The organism is Allorhizobium sp. Av2, from assembly GCF_021462805.2.
In the GTDB taxonomy this organism is placed as follows: domain Bacteria; phylum Pseudomonadota; class Alphaproteobacteria; order Rhizobiales; family Rhizobiaceae; genus Allorhizobium; species Allorhizobium vitis_G.
In genome coordinates this window covers 269,920-287,970 of record NZ_CP192698.1, presented here as the reverse complement: position 1 = coordinate 287,970, position 18,051 = coordinate 269,920, and the positions used below count along the sequence as shown (strand labels likewise).

Genomic DNA, 18,051 nt, shown 5'->3' with positions numbered 1-18,051 from the left:
GATTAGCGTGCAGTTTTTTGGGTCGAGTCTCTTTGCGTGGGATAGATGTGTCGCAACGTTGCGATGGCCCACACGGATCGGCGCAAACAACTCTACACGCGAGCCCGCATGTCAAGTCTAACAAAAATGCTCCTGATCCTGGATCTGTTTTCGGTTGATAGGCCGATTTGGTCTGCTGATGAGATCATACAATATTGCGGGCATTCTCGTCCCACCGGCTATCGCTATGTGAAGGAACTTTGTGACGCTGGATTGTTGCGTCGCGCAGAGGGGGGCTATTCTCTTGGTCCGCGCGTGATTGAGCTTGATTACTATATCCGCCAGTGCGACCCGCTGCTGATTGCATGTCGGCCGGTTATGGTGCGGGTGGCGCAGGAATCGGGCTGTGATGTGCTGCTGGCCAGCATGTATGGTACGAAGATAATGGCCGTTCACCAGGAGTTGGCGCATGAAACAGGTCAAATCGCTTTTGGTCGGGGACGGCCGATGCCGCTGTTTCGCGGTGGCGGATCAAAGGTTCTGCTGGCGTCCATGACAGCTTCGCAACTCAAGAAGCTCTATGATCTCTATGGGGCGGAAATAGCCGAGGCGGGGCTTGGAGCCACATGGCCAGAATTTCGCAAGCAAATGCTGAAATATCGAAATGACGGCCATGTTGTCTCGATCGGCGAGCTTGACCCGAATGCCGCAGGCATCGCGGTTCCGGTCCCTGTCGGTGACGCACTCGACCCGGCGGCTCTGGTGATTTTAACAACGCGCTCGCGTTTTGATCTTATGGAAAAAGCACTGCTGATCGATATGGCGATGAATGCGGCCCGGCAGATCGAAACATCCATGCGCGGCAACCGTGAAGTTCAGGCGAAAGCCCTCCTGCTGTCGTGAAAATCAGGAAATACGCGCATGCGTTTGACCGATCTACAATTGGAAGACATGTCTCCGGCACAGCAAAGTGTGGCCGAGGAAGCAAAATCTGGCCGACGTGGTCACATTCCGGCACCGCTCAGGGCTTGGATCCACAGCCCTGAATTGGGCGCAAGGGCGCAACGTCTTGGTGAATTCGTTCGCTATAACACAGAGCTTGGTGCTGATCTGTCCGAACTTGCGATTCTTGTGGTTGCGCGAGATTGGGGTGCTATTTTCGAATGGGATGCGCATAAACGGGAAGCGTTGAAAGCGGGCATTGAACCGCATGTTATCGAGGCAATCCGAACACGCACAACGCCCGCCTTTCCAAGCGATAAAGCCCGCATCGTCTATTGTTATACCAAGACATTGTTGGAGACCCGCTTCATCCCAAGCCCACTCCATGACGAGGCTGTGACGGCGCTGGGGCAAGCGGGCCTAGCAGAACTCGTGGGTGTTGTTGGCTACTACACGTTTGTTGCTATGACCCTCAATGCCTTTGAGATCGGGGCAGAAGAGGGGTCTGGAGACTTGCGGTGAACTGATCCTTGCACGGCTTGTTGGTGCGGTCAGTTTTTGTTTTTCGTTCCACCGCGCAACAACCGGCGAACCGGGAAAAACTCAATGCCGGTACGCTCTGAGAACAGACCCCAGATGCCGCGTGGAGCAAACAGCATCGTCACAATTGCAAGCGCTCCCAGCAACAAAAGATACCATGAGCCAAAATCTGACAGGAGATTTTGCAGGAAAAACAAAATGATCACACCAACGATAGGCCCTTCGATGGTACCGATTCCCCCCACCACGACGATAAACAACACATAGGCTGTCCAATCGGTGAGGGAGAAGGCAGCATCCGGCGAGATTCGGGCTTTCTGAAGATAGATCAGTGCGCCAGTCATGCCGGTTAGAGCTGCCGTGAGAAGATAAATTGTCAGTTTCAGACGAAGGGCGTCCACGCCGAGTGCCGTTGCCGCTGTTTCATTGTCGCGCACAGCAGCAAGTCCAAGTCCCTGCTTGCTGCGCAAAAGCCGATAGACAAAAACGATGGTGAAACCCGTCAGCAACAGGGCGAGCCAATAGGCCAGTGAATCCAGTGCAACAGCCGGTTTCATGCCGAACACTGTGCTGATGGTGGAAACGCCAAACATATCGCGGGTTGCCTCGCGCGGCAGCGATGCGCCCGTGCCGCCGCCCAGCGTTTTCCATTGGGCAAATACCAGCCGCCCCACTTCTGCAATCACCCAGGTGCCGATGGCGAAATAGGAGCCGTGGAGACGGAAGGTGAAGAGAGCGGTGGGCAGCGCGACGATCATGGCGAAAACGCCCGCCAGTGGAATGGCAATCAGCGGATTGACGCCAAGCAGAATGACCATTGCGAACAGCGCATAGGCTCCACAACCGACAAACAATTGCTGCCCAACCGAAATCAATCCTGCATATCCGGCAAGCAGGTTCCAGCTCTGCGCCAATGTCAGCATTGTGAGGATGTAAAACAGATTTTGCACTGTGCCACGCGACACGAAAAACGGCGCGAAGGCCAGCACTGCAAACACCAGCACGAGTCCGATCGTAAAGGCCGAAGACAGCCGTGTTCGGGTTTGAATGCGCCAGCCGCTTGAACCATTCTTTTGGGTTGGCGCGATGTTGGTGGATGTCATCTGCTGATCCTCAATCATTGGCGCGTGGAAACAGGCCGCGTGGCCTGACCAGAAGCACGATCAAGAAGGCGATGTGGCCCGCCAAAATCTGCCATTCGGGATTGATGGCGGCACCTAGCGTTTGGGCGATACCCAAAACAACGCCGCCCGCCAGCGTGCCCCACAGTGATCCGAGGCCACCAATAATGACAGCCTCGAAGGCATAGATCAGCCGCGATGGCCCTGCCGTTGGGTCGAAATTGGCGCGGGTGCTGAGATAGAGAGCCGCGATGGTGACCACAATCATGGCAAGCCCTGTTGCCATGGCAAAGATACGGTGCGGACGCACCCCCATCATGCCAGCCGTCACCGGATCATCGGATGTGGCCCGAAAAGCCCGACCAAGCGAGGTGCGATAGATCAGCTGGTTGAGGGCGATAATGACGATGATCGCCGATCCGAATGTCAAAAGCGGCATGATGCCAATGCTCAGTCCTGCCAAAGGCAGCGATGCGGTTTCCAGCACGCCTGTTGAAAGACGGCGGCTATCGGCGGTGAAGCCTTCCAGAAGGCCGTTTTGGAGCACGATGGAGAGGCCGAACGTGACCAGCAGTGGCGGCAGGATGTCCTTGCCGAGTGTGCGGTTCAAAAGATAGGTCTGCAATAGCCAGCCAAGACAAAACATCAGCGGGATGGCAATCAGGGCTGCCAGAAACGGGTTGATCCCGAAGGTGTTGGCGAGCACCAGGATCAGGAAAGAGGCGAGGACAATCAGGTCGCCATGCGCAAGATTGACCAGTCGCATGATGCCGAAGACGAGACTGAGGCCTGCGGCAAACAGCGCGTAGAGGCCGCCCAGCAGCACGCCTTGCACAATGGTATCAAGCCAGTTCATGGGATTCGGCTCCGAAATACGCGGCATGAATGTCGTTGCGGTCGAGATCGGATGGGCGGCCCGTCAGGGTGATGCGACCCTCCATCATGCAATAGACGCGATCTGCCTGTTTCAGCGCCTGGCCAATATCTTGCTCGACAATGATGATGGCAGCACCTGCGGCGCGGATGCGTGGGAATGCGGCATAGATATCCTTGATCACCACCGGGGCAAGGCCGAGGCTCAGCTCATCGCACAACAGGACCTCTGGATTGGACATCAGCGCCCGGCCAATCGCAACCATTTGCTGTTGACCACCGGAAAGCGCTGTCGCAGGTTGGTGGCGGCGTTCCTGCAAAACGGGAAAAAGCTCGTAAATGCTGGCAAGCGACCATGGGCCATTGACCGTGCGGCCATATTGGCCAATCAGCAAATTTTCCTCGACGGTGAGCGAGGGAAAAAGCTTGCGCCCTTCCGGCACCAGCGCAATGCCGCGCGCCATCACATCGGGTGCCGCCAAGGCACCGATAGGCACGCCTTGGTGCAGGATGGCGTCTGGCTCAGACGTCAGAACCCCGACAATGGCACGCATCAAGGTGGACTTTCCAGCGCCATTGGCCCCAATCACTGCAATCGTTTCTCCGGCGTCCAGCCTGAGATCGACGCCGAACAGAGCCTGAAAATCGCCGTAGAATGCCGTAAGGCCACGTGTTTCGAGCAGACTGGTCATCATACCTCCAGACCCAGATAGATTTCGCGCACCTCACGCGAGGCCATGATCGCCTGCGGTTCGCCAATTCCCAGCACCCGGCCGAAGTTCAGCACAAGGATGCGCTCCACCACGGCTGTCAGCGCGTGCAGCACATGTTCTATCCAGATGACTGCGACGCCCCGCTGGTGAACGCTTCGGATGGTGGCGACGAGTTGACGACATTCGCCTTCCGTCAATCCACCCGCGATCTCATCCAGAAGCAGCAGTTTTGGCTTTGTGGCCAGTGCGCGGGCCAGTTCCAGCCGCTTGCGCTCCAGCAGGCCCAAGGAGCCTGCAAGTGCATTGGCCTTGGCAATCAAGCCGGTTTCAACAAGAATGGTGGCGCAGAAATCGGTCATTTCTGCTTCATTGGACTGCGCGCCAAAGGCCCCCGCAACCAAGAGGTTTTCAAAGACGGTGAGCCGCTCAAAGGGCTGGGGAATCTGGAAAGTCCGCCCCATTCCGGCAAAACAACGCTGCATGGGCGGCATGGTCGTCACGTCGCGGCCATCAAACCGGATTGTTCCAGACGCGACCGAAAGATTGCCGCTGATCAGATTGAACAGCGTGGATTTACCCGCGCCATTCGGCCCAATCACGCCCAGCGCCTCGCCCTCCCGCACGGCAAAATCAATGTTGTCAGCAACCACAATGGCACCAAACGATTTCGACACGCCACTCAGTTCAAGGATTGGCATCCAAAGGCTCCTGTTGAAAACGAACCCGCTCTCCAGTGTGGGAGCGGGGCGCTTGCACTCACGCGAGAGGTTCGAGCTTGCCGCCGAGCGGCACAGACGGAACGAGGCCGTTCTCGACCACCACAAGGTCATAGCCGCCGCCGGTCTTGAGCCGCCATTGCCCCCCGACAAGGGGTGTCTTGGCCACATTCTTGCTGGCAAAAGGTGGCAGCTTGTCGCTGCCCCAAGCAATGGGACCGACCAGTGTATCCAGTTTGGTTGCACCAATCGCCTTGGCAACGGCATCGGCGTTGCTTACATCCTCCGCCCGCTTCATGACGTCGACGGCGAGCTCGAAAAGCGCATGGGCAAAGCCGATAGGCTGCGTCCAGGGACGCCCTGTTGCCTTGGTGAAGGCCGCCGCGACCTGAGCCGACGTTTGGCCAGTGAGCGAGGATTTAAACGGATGCGACGGTGTCCACCAGACTTCCGTGGAGAGGTTGTGCCCGGCATTGCCGAGCGCTTCCACGGCCTGCGGAAACAACAGCGCCTTGCCGATGGAGGCGATTTTCGGCTTCAATCCCTGCTGTTTGGCCTGATTCCAGAAGGTGGTGAGATCCGGCGGGATCATCACCCCGGTCAGAATATCGGTGTTCTTCTGCTTGAAGGCGTTGATCTGGGCGGAAAAATCATCCGTCAGGTTCTGGTAGCGCCCGGTGTCCGTCAGTGAATAGCCAAGCTTTTCGAGAACTGGCGGGAATCCGACAACCTTGTCACCCCAGGCATTGCCATCACCATCATTGGGAAACAGGCCGCCGACCTTTTTGTCGGTCGCAAGCTGGCTCCACATGCCGGTGTAAACCGCGATGATATCTTCCAGCCCCCAGAAGAAATGGTAGGCATATTTAAAAGGCTTCCAACCTGTCGGATCAGAGGGGTTGCCCTGCTGGCCAATGAACCAGGATTGCCAAGGTGCGACGGTGGAAATACACGCAATACCTTCCCCCTCGCAGGTGGTTGAGACAGGATTGGTCGTTTCGGGTGTCGAGGAGACCAGCATCAAATTGACCTCGTCATCGACGATCAATTCCTTGGCCACTTGCGCGGCCCGGTTTGGGTTCGACTGGCTGTCCTTGACGATCACCTGATAGTTGAGGCCCATGGCTTTGGTTGCTGTCATAAACGCATCAACGACAAACTTGTCGGCTTCGCCGAAGCCTGCCAGCGGGCCAGTCTGGGGGCTGACATAGCCAAGTTTGATGGCCACGTCCTTGGCAATCGCGGGCGTTGCCAAGCCCGAGGTTGCAAGCACAGCGCCACTGACGGCTGTTGTCTTGATAAAATCACGTCTGGTGAATATCGATCTTCCCATTGTCATGCGCCTCCCCGCGCGTTGACCTCTGTTTGAATGCGGTCGCCGTCGGCATCACGCACGCGCACCTTTTGGAATGGGTCTCCTCCCCCAATTCCCGTCGTCCCAGATCAAAAGCTAACAGCCAGCAACCACATAATTGATCTGAATCCTCGTGATAAATATGTCATCACGTTATAAGATGCCCGTCGAATGGCACCGATCATCTCGGTGCCATTGCTGGTTTAGAGAGCCAGAATCTGCCTCAGCACACGGCGCAAGTCGTCCGCCGGTGTGCCGCTGGCTGCCGTGCTGCGCCAGCAAACATGGTGGTCGGGGCGAACAAGAACGCAGCCGGTATCTCGGATCTCGCTCAACCGCGCCCAGTCGCCGGTGGGGTCAACATAGGTTTGGCGCGGGCCGATCATATGGGCGTTGATTTCCATGCCCAGTTCACTGCCCACCGCTGCTGCGGCGTCAACCCAGGCTTTTCCACCCAGACCCGTCAGCAGCGTGAATTTACCATGGCCGCACAGGTCGAGGGTGGATACTTCGGCACCCCCAACGTGTTTGTAGAGCCACGCATGCGGTAGGCGTGCACCCGGCCAAGTGGTTGGTTGGTGATGAAGGTCGGCATCCAGCAGGAAATCGGGTTCGATTTGCCCGTCGGTGACGATGGCATCGGACCGATAACGCTGGTTCATTTCGATGCCATGGGCGTCAAACTCGTATTTCTTGAAGGCGATTGCCTTGCGAATGGCCTCGCGTTGCTGTTCGGCAGCCTCGGTTCCATCCGTGCGGGCTTCAAGATTTTTCTGCATCTGCTCTGGATCGACGCCTTCACTCATGCCAAGTGCTGCGAAAATCGGCCCTGTTTCGCCAATCGACTGATTGGCGCGGCTCACGATCTGCTTGGCGATTGGGGCGCGTTCGACGTTGAAACTGTCCAGCAGGCCCTCGCCAGCCTGACCCTTCAGAACCATGGCAAGCTTCCACGCAAGGTTGAAGGAATCCTGAATCGAGGTGTTTGAGCCGAGACCATTGGATGGCGGGTGCCTGTGGATGGCATCGCCAACGCAGAACACGCGGCCATTGGAGGTGCGGGTGGCGTAATAATTGTTCACGGTCCAGGTGTTGGCCGCCAACAGTTCAATTTCCAAATCAGGATCGCCGATCAGCTGCCGCGCAACGCCGGTGGCCAGTTCCGCTGTCACTTCCGGCTCAGGCCCGTTGATGTCATAGCCCCAGACGATCAGCCATTCATTCCAAGGGCGCACCATGCGCACCAGCCCCATGCCAATACCGCCGACATCGGCACCCGGCTGCATGACCCAGTAGAGAACCGAAGGACGATGCGCGACATATTTGGTGAGGTCGGCCTTGAACAGGATGTTCATCGAGCCGCCGACACCCATTTTGCCTTCAAACGGCAGACCGGCATGCTCGGCCACCAGCGATTTTGCGCCATCGGCTCCGATCAGATATTTCGACTGAATGGTCAGTTCATGTCCTGAAAGCCGATCCTTGCAGGTGGTCAGCACGCCTTCGGCATTTTGTTCGTGGCGTAGATATTCGGTGGACATGCGCGCTTGCGTTCCGCGCGAACAAGCCACCTTGAACAGCAAAGGCTCCATGAAAGTTTGCGGCAAGTCATTCATCTTCGTCGGAGACGACATCAGATGTTCAGCCTTGCTCAGGGGATGATTGCCCCATGCTTTCAGGCGGCCAATTTCCTCACCGGCCAAGCTTTCGCAAAAAATGTTTTCGCCCATCAAATCCTGATGCGTCGCAAACAGATAGGCCTCGTCCTCCACATCACGGCCAAGATCACGCAGCACTTCCATGGCGCGCTGGTTGGTAATGTGGGCGCGTGGCGAATTGGCCAACCAGCGGTAGCGGTTGACGACCATATTGTTGATCCCGTAGGTCGATAGCAGGGCTGCCGCTGCCGATCCTGCCGGTCCAGTGCCGATAATCAGCACATCCGTTGTAATGTCTGCCATTTCTAAATTTCCTCCCTCTTCAACGATGTCAGGCGACCGGCGGCTCTCCGGTCCATGCCGCTTGTAAAAGCCGCCTTATCGCGCCCCGCTCCACAGGGCGCGGATTCCAGTATGGATTTTGCGCCGCAAGATCGGCTGCCCGATCAAGGTCGCTCTCCTTCAATCCAAGGTCTTTCAGCGCCATCGGTGCGTGCGATGTGCGGGCAAAGTCATAAAGTGCGGCTCCTGGTTCTTGCCCCCCGAAAAGCTCAGCCAATGGGCGCAATTCATCCTGCGCAGCAACGCTGTTGTAGGCGATTGCATGCGGCAAGATCACGGCATGCGTTTCAGCATGGGGCAAATCAAAGCTACCACCCAGCGTGTGGCATAGCTTGTGATGCAACGCCATGCCCACCTGACCCAGCACCGTTCCGCACAACCATGCGCCATAGAGCGTTTCACCACGCGCCTTGAGATCATTCGGATCTTCCAGAACGCGGGGCAGGGCATCGCGAAAGGCACGCAACCCTTCAAGCGCCATCAGCGTGGTCAAGGGGGTGCGGTTTTGCGCATAAAGGCCTTCAACAGCATGGGCCATCGCATTCAACGCGCTGGTTACGGTCATGCCAACAGGCAGGCTGCGGACCAGTTCGGCATCATAGAGAATAACTTCGGGCTGAACCTTGGGGCTGGTCAATGTGGTTTTGACGCCATTTTCCGTCTGGCCAAGGATCGCGGTTGCCTCGCTGCCCGCGTAGGTGGTTGGAACAACGATTTGTGGCAGATCACTGCGCAAAGCAATGGCCTTGCCAAGGCCTGTTGTGGAGCCGCCACCAATGGCGACCAGACAATCGGCACCAATGTCGCGTGCATAAGCCGTTGCTTCCTCTGAGATGTCCACGGGTGTGTGCATCCGGGCACGGGTAAAAATGCCTGCGGCGTGGTCGCCACACAGGGCCGCAAACTCTTCCGCGACATGTGCCTGCTCCGGCGTTGTCAGGATCAGAGCGCGATGGCATTCCAACCGTGCAATCTCTGCGACCAGATCGTTACGCACGCCAACGCCAAAACGCACACGCAACGCAGGCCAGGTTGAGGCAAACTCTTCGCGGAAATATGACATGGGGCTCCTCCTGCCGGCCGTCTGGCTCCTATGAAAATGACAATAGGTTAGTCATGGACGGATATTGATCGGAAGATGACGATATAATATAATCTTTTGTTATGAAGATAGACAGTGAGCATCTCGAAATCCTGGCGGTCATCGTCGAAAAGGGCGGACTGACGGAGGGCGCTGAAGCGCTTGGTAAATCGCAGCCATCGGTGTCGCGCACCATGGCGCTGTTGGAGGAGCGGATTGGCACGCCGCTGTTTGAGGCCGGGCGTCGACCTTTGCGCCCGACGGAGCTTGGCAATCAACTGGCGCGGCTTGGTGCCAAAATCAGAACTCAAAACCTTGAGGCCAGTCGTCTGGTGCAGCGCTATCGTCAGGGGCAGGCGGGCCGATTGCGTCTGGGCGGAACGCCAATTTTCTTCGATGGCGTGGTTGCTGGTATGGTGGCGGAATTTCAAAGCCGCCACTCCGATGTGCAAATCACCCAGACCTATGGCTATTTCGAGGATCTTTCTGCCGGTCTGCGCAGCGGCGCGCTTGATCTCGCTATCCTTCCGATGCACGCCAATATGATCCCGTCTGATATGCAGTTCACACCCTTACTGGCTGGCCGCAACGTTATTGTTGGCAGTGCTACACACCCATTGGCGCGGCGTGGTGCGATCACGCTGGCTGATATCGAACCCTATTCCTGGATTGCGCCACCGCCCGACAGCCCGCTGTTTCGTGATTTGCAACGATCTTTAAAATCAATCGGGCTTGATGATTTCAAAGTGAGTTTTTCAGGTGGAACGCTGGCTTCGATTTTCAGCGTCGTTTTGGGGTCGGATTCTCTGACGGTCCTGCCCTATTCGGTTGTCTTTACCCACCAGCGTGTCATCCCTCTCCAGGCGCTGCCGCTGCGCATTGAGCATCCTGATCGCCAGTTGGGATTGCTGACAGCCACGGAGCGAATGCCGCCGCCAGCACTGGAGCGGTTTGTCGCGTTTGTGACCGAAAAGTTCAAACATCTCAGCACCCGCATGGAGCATGAGCAACAAGTAACGCGCCGTCGCGGCTAAGCGCGTGTGCTGCTATTTTAAGGCAACATAGGTTGCAGGCTCCAGTTGGGCGATGCGCACCGCCCCATGTGTGCCTGTGACAGCGCTCAGCAAATCACGCAGTTTTTCGGCTGCTGCCCGAATAACAGCGCCGGTGCGCTGGGCGTGCGGCAGGATCAGCAGTTCGATATTGAGTTGAGGCTGGTCTGGCAATCCAACAACCGGGATGACGGCCAGCTGGCAGGCCGATGGCAAGACCTGAAAAGCCTCGCACAGCAGATCCCGGATCCTCGGCAGCGCCTCGTGAAGACTGGCGCGGGATGCCTCGAAAATGGTTTCGTCGACGTATATCTTCAGGTTCGGCACCGCCGCCTCGCTTTCATTCAGGTGTTAGGACGAAGTCAAAAGGTGATCGCCATAGGGTTTCAGCATCCTGAAGTCGCTCGTAAGGGGCAACGAGCGTTTCCTTCACCCCGAACACCGCATCGGAGGAAAGATATTCATCGCCGCCGACAAAAGTATGGGTGACCAGCTTGCGAAAGCCGGGTGCGCTGATCATGTAATGCATATGCGCGGGCCGCCAAGGGTGACGGCCGAGCTGCTCAAGCAGTCCGCCAACTGGCCCATCATCCGGGATCGGGTAACTCACTGGCCGGATGCCGACAAAACTGTAGCGGCCATCGGCTCCTGTGATGAAGCGACCGCGATTGTTCCATTTCGGTTGGATATCGGGCTGCTGGACGTCATAGAAGCCATCGGCGTTATCCGACCAGACATCAACACAGGCCCCCTCAATCGGTTGGTGATCAAGGTCGAGAATACGGCCTTCGAACAGGCAGCTCTCACCCTTGCCATCCAGACTGATCACGGCACCATGGTCGCGAATAGGGGCATTCTCGACATGGAATGGGCCAAGCACCGTGCTTTCCGTAGCACCTTTCGGACGGCGATTGGTGACGGCATCCACCAGCATGGAGCAGCCCAGCACATCGGACAGCAAAATAAATTCCTGCCGCTCTTGCGTACAGATCTGGCCGGTTTTGGTCAGAAAGCCAATGGCAATCTCCCACTCCTCAGACGTCAACCGGGTTTCCTTGACGAAGGCATGCAGATGCTTGACCAGCGCCGACATGATTTCAGCCAATCTCGGATTCGTATCGTTACCCATCCGGGCATTCACGATAGCCACCGAATCCTCCTCCACGAAGTATTTCACGGCAATCTCCTTTTGGTAACCAACACTCCCCGTTTCCTTTTTCCGACAACGGGCGCGCGGGGGCCTCCTCCAGACAGCCAAACCCATGCAATGTATCGATGATATGCGCGTTTCATCGGTAATTAGATTGTTTCATGCGCAAATAATATAACATTAGGTCATGCAAAAAGTTTGGAGAGGCGCTCCTGCTCGCGTAGCGAATGCATCGCCATCAAGAGATATCAAAACAAAGAAGCGGTTGGTGGTCGATACCGAAATGGAGGGGAATCTCGCCAGGCTCAGGACTATTGATTCAGATGTTCTGAATTCTGCCGTGTTTTCTTTTCGCAACGCGCTGCAAGACAAAGGAATGCCCCCTGCATCCCACCACGCAAGCTAAGGATCAAAGACTGAAGACGCATCGCGACACGATACTCACGATGCACTGGCACCTTCTTCTCGGCAATTGGTCGAGATCGCAGCCATCACTTCTATTTCCGCAATCAATAAACTGCGATGGCACACACTCTGAACCGAGATCTCTGAAGATCAGACCTACGGAGATCTCGGGAAATCAAAATAGGACATAGGGAAATTGCCACCTGATGCGAAAATTCTCGCGTCTCTTGTGCTTAACCCTGTGAATTATTCAGTTTTGGCAAGGACCTCGCGTGAGCAGCAGCTTCACCGGAATAGGGGAAATCATCCCCGAGCTGTTGGTCGCCCTTAAAGACTTTGAACGACGGCCCATCGACCTCCACAATCTTATATCCGTTTACATATTCGATCTTCGATGTTTTCCACCCCAATACAAGCTCTCCTATTTCAGGCCGCTATCTCAAAGACGGGTTTGCGGGTAGCCCATAAGCAAAGGTGTATCAGCTGCCTGGCCAAAGAGCTAATTTCCTGAAGCCTTTGCGGGGTTTCTGCGAGAATGACGCAAGATCAACCAGCTCTTTGCCGCATGTCCAGCTTACAGTTCTCTCATCTTCAAAAGAGGAAGCTTGCGAGACCGAAAGGACGGCTTAAGGGATCATCCAGGTCATCAAGCGGCACCTCGATGGCGTTGATTTGAGTTGGTTTGCGGCCGTCTGGCAGTGTCAAACGAAACACCCCGCGACGACCGGCTGACTCCGACAGGCGCAGGACATGGCCTTCCCCATCCTCCGCAGGCTTGAGGGCATGCACGCGGACACTTTGGCCGGAAAAACCTATGGGCGCGATATCGTAGTTTTCAGCGATAGTGGCTGGCGTGAAATGCAGGCCCGCATTGACGAGATCAGCCTCCGCCTGAACCTCTTCGCTCCACCAGCGGCCATCATGCGGCAAAAGGGCGTAAACGAAATGGTGACTGCCCTCGTCGGCCAGCATATCGGGAAACATTGGGCCACGAACAAGGCTTAAGGTCAGCCGGTTACCCTTGGCAGAAAAGCCATATTTGTCAGCCGAGAGCAGGGCCGCACCCCAGTCTGTTTCCGAGAGTGACACAAAGCGATGGCCGCAGGATTCGAACTGGGCTTTCTGCCAGCTGGTATTGTCATGCGTAGGCCTCCGGGTAATGCCAATAGCCTGATCGAACACCGCATCCTCTGCAAGCACGGTTACGGGGAAGGCGGCGCGCAGATAGGTGCGCCGGTCGTGCCAATCCAGATCAGTGACAAATTCCACTCGTGGACTGTTGGACCACAGCCGGATTTTTTGCCGGATCGTACTGGCTGAAAAGCGTCTGGTGATGGTGATTTCCGCCAGATGCGGGCCATTGGCCGTCACCTCCAGCGTTTCAAGCGACAGCCATTCCTCTTCACCAAGCTCAAAGCCGGGTTCAATATCCCAGGCGTCAAAATTGCGGGGCAGATCATTGCGATACAGCAGCAGTTGATTGCCGGGGCCGTCCATCAACTCGCGGTCTGATCTCTTATCAATCAGGCTGACCATCCGGCCTGCTCCATCCAGCGTCAGCCGGACAAAATCATTTTCCATGGTTTTGCCGTCCGTTGTTACACGGCGCTGGCTTGAACTTCTGACAAAACCGAGACTGAGTGGCTTCAGGTCACGCTCAATGGCGGCAACATAGTGCCCGTTCAGCTTCTGAGCTTGCAAGGCGGCGGGCAGGGGGCTTGCGCTTTCAATCTGGAATGCGGTTTTTCCGGAGCCTGACAGATTGGCCACCAGCAATCCGTCAAGATCACCGCTATAGCGTGCCGCAATGGCTTGCAGGCGGGTCTGGATCAGCGTTGTGGCGTCATGGATTACGCCTTCCAGCTCCGGCTCGGTTTGCTGATAGACCTCGCGGATGGACGAACCCGGCAAAATGTCGTGAAACTGGTTTCGAAGCAGCAATTCCCATTGCGGTTTGAGGTTGTTCACGGCAGGCGCTCCGCCCTCCAATGCATCCAGAACGGAGATGGCTTCCGCAGCCACCAGAGCGGCTTCCGCCTGTCTGTTCAGTTGCTTGGTGCGCGCCTGCGTGGTCAATGTTGCCCGGTGGTATTCCAGATAAAGCTCGCCACGCCAGATGGGCAGGGCTGCCGCTTCAAGATCCTTCGCCAAGGCCTGAATATGCGGCTCTATGGCTCCATGTTCGACGGTTGGAATGGCAGGCATCAGATTGAGAAGCGGCAGGGTTTCGATCTGATCCGGGTCCGGCCCGCCGCCACCATCGCCCCAGCCGTAGGAGGCAATGACGGTGTCCGTCATATCCTTGGCGGCATGCTTGCCCCATACTTCACAAAGGGCAGCGGGTGTCATCAGCATATTGTAGCCGTCATTGTCATAGGCGTCGAAGGTGTGAACCAACACTCGCGAGCCATCATTGCCCTGCCAGCGGAAAAGATTATCCGGCAGGCTGTTGGTCTCATTCCATGACACTTTGATTGTCACCAATGTGTCGATGCCCGCGTGCCGCATGATCTGCGGCATGGCGGCGGTAAAGCCAAACGTATCGGGCAGCCACGCCGTGCGGCTGGTGATGCCGAAGTGTTTTTGAAAATAGCGCTGCCCATGCAGAAACTGCCGCAAAAACGCTTCTGCCGAGGGCATGTTGGTATCACACTCCACCAGCATGCCGCCGATGACTTCCCAACGGCCTTCCGACACGCGCTGCTTGATCTCTTCAAACAGCGCCGGGTCTTCTTGCTCAACATGCTGATAGTAAAGGGAGGACGATTGTAGAAAACGAAAATCATCGTGGCGCTTCAGCAATGCGTTGACGCTATTGAAGGTTCTCACGATCTTTCGCACCGTTTCCGGCTGCGGCCAAAGCCAGGCATAATCAATATGGGCGTGACCGGTCACCAGCACACGTCCCTGTTTCGGGTAGGTGTTTCGAAGCTCGGTCAGCATGGCATCAAGCTTGACGGTTGCCGTCTCAACAGAAGCAAGGGCTTCCTGTGTCAGGGCTTGCGGGGCGTCGGTGGGCTCAAAACTGCGCTCCCATATATCACGCGCCCAGGTGCGGCTGGCCAGACGCGGTCCGACATCCTTCGTTGCTGTTGGCAGCCGCAAGCCTGAAAGGGCAATTTCCGCCGCTTCATAGAGCGTGCGGGCAAGCTCCTTGTCCTTCACTGTATCGGCGGTGTTGCGCAAAATCAGCAGGCGACGGCGCAAGGCGCGAATTTCGGGATAATACCCATAAATCTCGGCCATAGAGAGCATGGGGTTGCGATTGGGCACACCAAACAGACTGCGCGCGGCGGATTCCGCTTTGATTTTGAAGGGAATGCCGCGTGGCACGTCAAACCTGCGATGACAGGGGTTGGCCGCAAAACTCTCAAGAATTTCGCCATCCAGACCAATCAGGCGCACAAGGCTTTCACCACCAAAATCAAGCCGCAGCTCCACATCTGGGCCTTCCGGTACCACAATTGCGTCTTCCAGCAGAAACGTGTGAATGCCATGGCGATTTGGCCAGACATCACCAACGCCCATGCGCGTCGTCAGCCCGTCCGGCGTGCTGGCAAGAAAAGCACTAAGTGGCATGCGCTCGTGCAGCTCATAAGCCTCCAGCTCATCGGCCCAGACTTCGATGTGACGCGAGAGCTGTTCAAGGCTACGCTGGCGGTCTCGATAGGCACGCATGGGAATCTCCCGGGTTGGCTTTGTTTGGCACTGCAGCATTTAATCATCGTTGATGATATAATATTTTTGAAAAATCGGCTCGCGATTCTTTCGCCGCAATTGGCATGATAATAACGAATTTCCGCGTGAAATCGACCAATATCTCTCAATAATATTGGATTTCACTTCGCACTGCACTAGATTGACGGTCTTGCGAGACGCCACTTCAAGTGACATCCGGACGACATAAAATTGGTCGTGATGCAGTGTGAAAACCATCACTCGCTGAATTGTATGCTTGACAGGAACGATATAATTCGTGCTAAGAATTTAAATATTGGCGGATATAGATGCATGCAAAGCGCGGTCGCCAACCTGGAGTGGGAACCTGGCCTTATCCTTGGCCAAACAAATGGCAGTCGCCTGTCCGACTTGCCGATGGAGGTGTCAATGCGCATGCAACGACGTGAATTCCTGAAATATTCTGCGACGGGTGTTGGTCTGGCCGTGGCTGGTGCAAGGCCCGCCTTTGCGGTCCCCGGCGTTCTCGACATATTCTTCAACAGCGATACCAATGTCATTGATTTTTGGACCCAGGTGATCAAGCCGGGTTTTGAGGCGGCCAATTCCGGGGTTACGCTCAATCTTGTTCCGGGCGGTGGCGGTTCGGCGATGAATTCTTTGGCTGATCGCGCCATGGCAGCTTTCAAGGCCAAGAAAGACCCGCAAGTCGATATGCTGGAGGCCGTGACACCGTTTTATCCTACGGGGTCGCTGGAAGCGGGTCTCTGGGTGGATTTTTCCAAGGCTGGCCTGTCCAATTACGATAAGGTCAACCCGGTCGTGGTGCAAAGCCCGGCGCTTTTGCCCTATCGCGGCTCGCAAGTCGTGATGATGTATAATTCCGACAAGGTCAAAACCGTCCCGACCACATTCAAGGAACTTGTGGCCTGGATCAAGGCCAATCCCGGCCAGTTTGCCTATGCCCGTCCTGATCTTGGCGATTCCGGTGCCTGCTTTATCGAGCGTGCGCTTCAGGAAGTCACTGGCCTGAACCCCGACCTGTTCCTGCCGGACAATTTTACCCCGGCCTATGCCGATCCGCTGTTTTCCAAGCTCTGGCCTCTGCTCAAGGACATTCAGCCATCGATGTTCAATGGCGGTGAATACACATCCGGCAACACAGCCTCCATCCAGATGCTGGCCAGCGGCGCTGTTTCCATGACCGTTGCTTGGTCAGACATGGCCTTGCAGGCGATGAGCCAGGGCGTTGTGCCCCCAACCACTGCTGTTGCGCAGTTGCAGGATCTGGCGTTTACCGGCGGCTTTTCCGGCATTGTCGTGCCAACCGTGGCGGCCAACAAGGATATGGTGCTCAAGCTTGCCGATTACCTGATCACACCGGACATTCAGAACCATGTTGTGACCGATCTCGGCGGCTTCCCCGGTATCAAGTGGGAGTTCATGTCCAAGGAACTTCAGGATAAATTCGCAAAGGTCGCGCCCAAGTCCATTCCGCTTTTCCCCGGCACATGGGAGCCTGCACTGTTTGAGGGCTGGTATCGTAACGTCGCATCGAACATCAAACGCTGAGGCATAGTGATGCAAACGCACGGCCTCTCGGAAGGATCGCGCTGGACCGGATTGGCCTTTGTGGCCATTCCGGTTCTGTCCATCGTTATTTTTCTGTTCTATCCAGCGGCGCTGACCATTGTCAGCACCTTCTGGCGTGAAGGCCGTGATGGTGTCCATGCGCTGAATTTTGACAGCTATGTTTTCTTCTTCACGGATGCGTATAGCCTTGCCAATCTTGGCATAACGCTCTGGACCACCTTCGTCAGCCTTGCGTTGCTGATTGCCATAAATCTGCCGATTGCACTCTACATGCGCTTTACTCGTGGCCCGCTGGCCAGCCTCATTCAAGGCTTGGCGCTGTTTCCCATGTTTGTTCCCGGCATTATCATCTGCTACGCGCTGATCCGCTATCTGGGACCAAATGGCTGGCTGCAAAGCCTGCTATCCTTGATCGGTTTTCATCATTATGCATCGCCCTATCTGACACCCTGGGGGCCGGTGATCGGCCTGCTTTGGGATGGCATGCCTTTAACGTTGCTGATCCTGATTTCCGGGCTTTCCGGCATATCGGACGCTTCGATTGAAGCGGCCCGTGATGTGGGGGCGGGGCGGCTGCGGATTCTGGTCCGCATCATCATTCCGCAGATCATGCATTCCCTGCTGATCGTATCAGCTTTAAATTTTCTGGGCTTTTTTGGTCAGGCCCTTATGCCCTTTATGCTGGGGCCTACAAGCCCGGAGATGATGGGACCGTTCATGCTGCGCACATTTGCAAGCGTCCGTGATCCGCTGCAAGCCTCAACACAGGCGACCATCACCTTTCTCATCTGCTCTCTTGCCGGCATTGCCTATGTCCGCTCGATTGCCCGCAAGCCCCAAGATGGAGAGTGATG

15 protein-coding genes are annotated in these 18,051 nt (G+C 56.3%); 5 read left to right on the top strand and 10 right to left on the bottom strand.

Going from position 1 to position 18,051, the window contains the following annotated elements:
* Positions 1-108: 108 nt before the first annotated feature.
* Together FS819_RS25005 and FS819_RS25000 are read left to right on the top strand one after the other, a co-directional pair.
* Entirely contained in the window at positions 109-882 is a 774-nt protein-coding gene (locus FS819_RS25005; protein WP_156534761.1) for an IclR family transcriptional regulator, read from the top strand.
* Positions 883-900: 18 nt separating this feature from the next.
* Complete coding sequence (locus FS819_RS25000) at positions 901-1,443, top strand: carboxymuconolactone decarboxylase family protein (protein WP_156550201.1); 543 nt, start codon at positions 901-903, stop codon at positions 1,441-1,443.
* Between the two features lie 29 nt (positions 1,444-1,472).
* On the opposite strand, the gene FS819_RS24995 is transcribed toward FS819_RS25000, so the two are convergent.
* The 7 genes from FS819_RS24995 to FS819_RS24965 form a co-directional block, all read right to left on the bottom strand.
* Complete coding sequence (locus FS819_RS24995; RefSeq protein ID WP_156550200.1) at positions 1,473-2,564, bottom strand: branched-chain amino acid ABC transporter permease; 1,092 nt, start codon at positions 2,562-2,564, stop codon at positions 1,473-1,475.
* Positions 2,565-2,574: 10 nt separating this feature from the next.
* On the bottom strand, positions 2,575-3,438 hold the full coding sequence (locus FS819_RS24990; protein WP_156550199.1) for a branched-chain amino acid ABC transporter permease: 864 nt from the start codon (positions 3,436-3,438) through the stop codon (positions 2,575-2,577).
* Entirely contained in the window at positions 3,425-4,147 is a 723-nt protein-coding gene (locus tag FS819_RS24985; protein WP_156550198.1) for an ABC transporter ATP-binding protein, read from the bottom strand. The genes FS819_RS24990 and FS819_RS24985 overlap by 14 nt, the downstream gene beginning before the upstream one ends.
* Entirely contained in the window at positions 4,147-4,866 is a 720-nt protein-coding gene (locus tag FS819_RS24980; RefSeq protein ID WP_156550197.1) for an ABC transporter ATP-binding protein, read from the bottom strand. Before FS819_RS24980 ends, FS819_RS24985 begins: the two co-directional genes overlap by 1 nt.
* Positions 4,867-4,924: 58 nt before the next feature.
* Entirely contained in the window at positions 4,925-6,205 is a 1,281-nt protein-coding gene (locus tag FS819_RS24975; protein WP_234624823.1) for an ABC transporter substrate-binding protein, read from the bottom strand.
* A 236-nt stretch (positions 6,206-6,441) separates the two neighbouring features.
* Positions 6,442-8,199, bottom strand: coding sequence for an FAD-dependent monooxygenase (locus FS819_RS24970; protein ID WP_156550195.1), 1,758 nt, complete (start codon positions 8,197-8,199; stop codon positions 6,442-6,444).
* A gap of 28 nt (positions 8,200-8,227) precedes the next feature.
* Positions 8,228-9,301, bottom strand: coding sequence for a maleylacetate reductase (locus FS819_RS24965; RefSeq protein ID WP_156550194.1), 1,074 nt, complete (start codon positions 9,299-9,301; stop codon positions 8,228-8,230).
* Between the two features lie 101 nt (positions 9,302-9,402).
* On the opposite strand from FS819_RS24965, the gene FS819_RS24960 reads away from it, so the two are divergent.
* A complete protein-coding gene (locus FS819_RS24960) occupies positions 9,403-10,353 on the top strand; it encodes a LysR family transcriptional regulator (RefSeq protein WP_156550193.1) in 951 nt (316 codons plus the stop codon).
* 12 nt (positions 10,354-10,365) lie between these two features.
* On the opposite strand, the gene FS819_RS24955 is transcribed toward FS819_RS24960, so the two are convergent.
* The 3 genes from FS819_RS24955 to FS819_RS24945 form a co-directional block, all read right to left on the bottom strand.
* Positions 10,366-10,698: a hypothetical protein gene (locus FS819_RS24955; RefSeq protein ID WP_234624799.1), complete on the bottom strand. Its 333-nt coding sequence runs from the start codon at positions 10,696-10,698 to the stop codon at positions 10,366-10,368.
* Between the two features lie 13 nt (positions 10,699-10,711).
* On the bottom strand, positions 10,712-11,500 hold the full coding sequence (locus FS819_RS24950) for an intradiol ring-cleavage dioxygenase (RefSeq protein ID WP_156550242.1): 789 nt from the start codon (positions 11,498-11,500) through the stop codon (positions 10,712-10,714).
* 1,017 nt (positions 11,501-12,517) lie between these two features.
* Positions 12,518-15,604, bottom strand: coding sequence for an alpha-mannosidase (locus FS819_RS24945; RefSeq protein ID WP_156550191.1), 3,087 nt, complete (start codon positions 15,602-15,604; stop codon positions 12,518-12,520).
* A gap of 429 nt (positions 15,605-16,033) precedes the next feature.
* Between FS819_RS24945 and FS819_RS24940 the strand changes: the two genes are divergently transcribed.
* The gene (locus tag FS819_RS24940) at positions 16,034-17,176 is read left to right on the top strand and encodes an extracellular solute-binding protein (protein ID WP_156550190.1); all 1,143 of its coding nucleotides are present in this window, start codon (positions 16,034-16,036) and stop codon (positions 17,174-17,176) included.
* Between the two features lie 9 nt (positions 17,177-17,185).
* The gene (locus FS819_RS24935) at positions 17,186-18,049 is read left to right on the top strand and encodes an ABC transporter permease (protein ID WP_156550189.1); all 864 of its coding nucleotides are present in this window, start codon (positions 17,186-17,188) and stop codon (positions 18,047-18,049) included.
* The last annotated feature ends 2 nt before the right edge of the window (positions 18,050-18,051 follow it).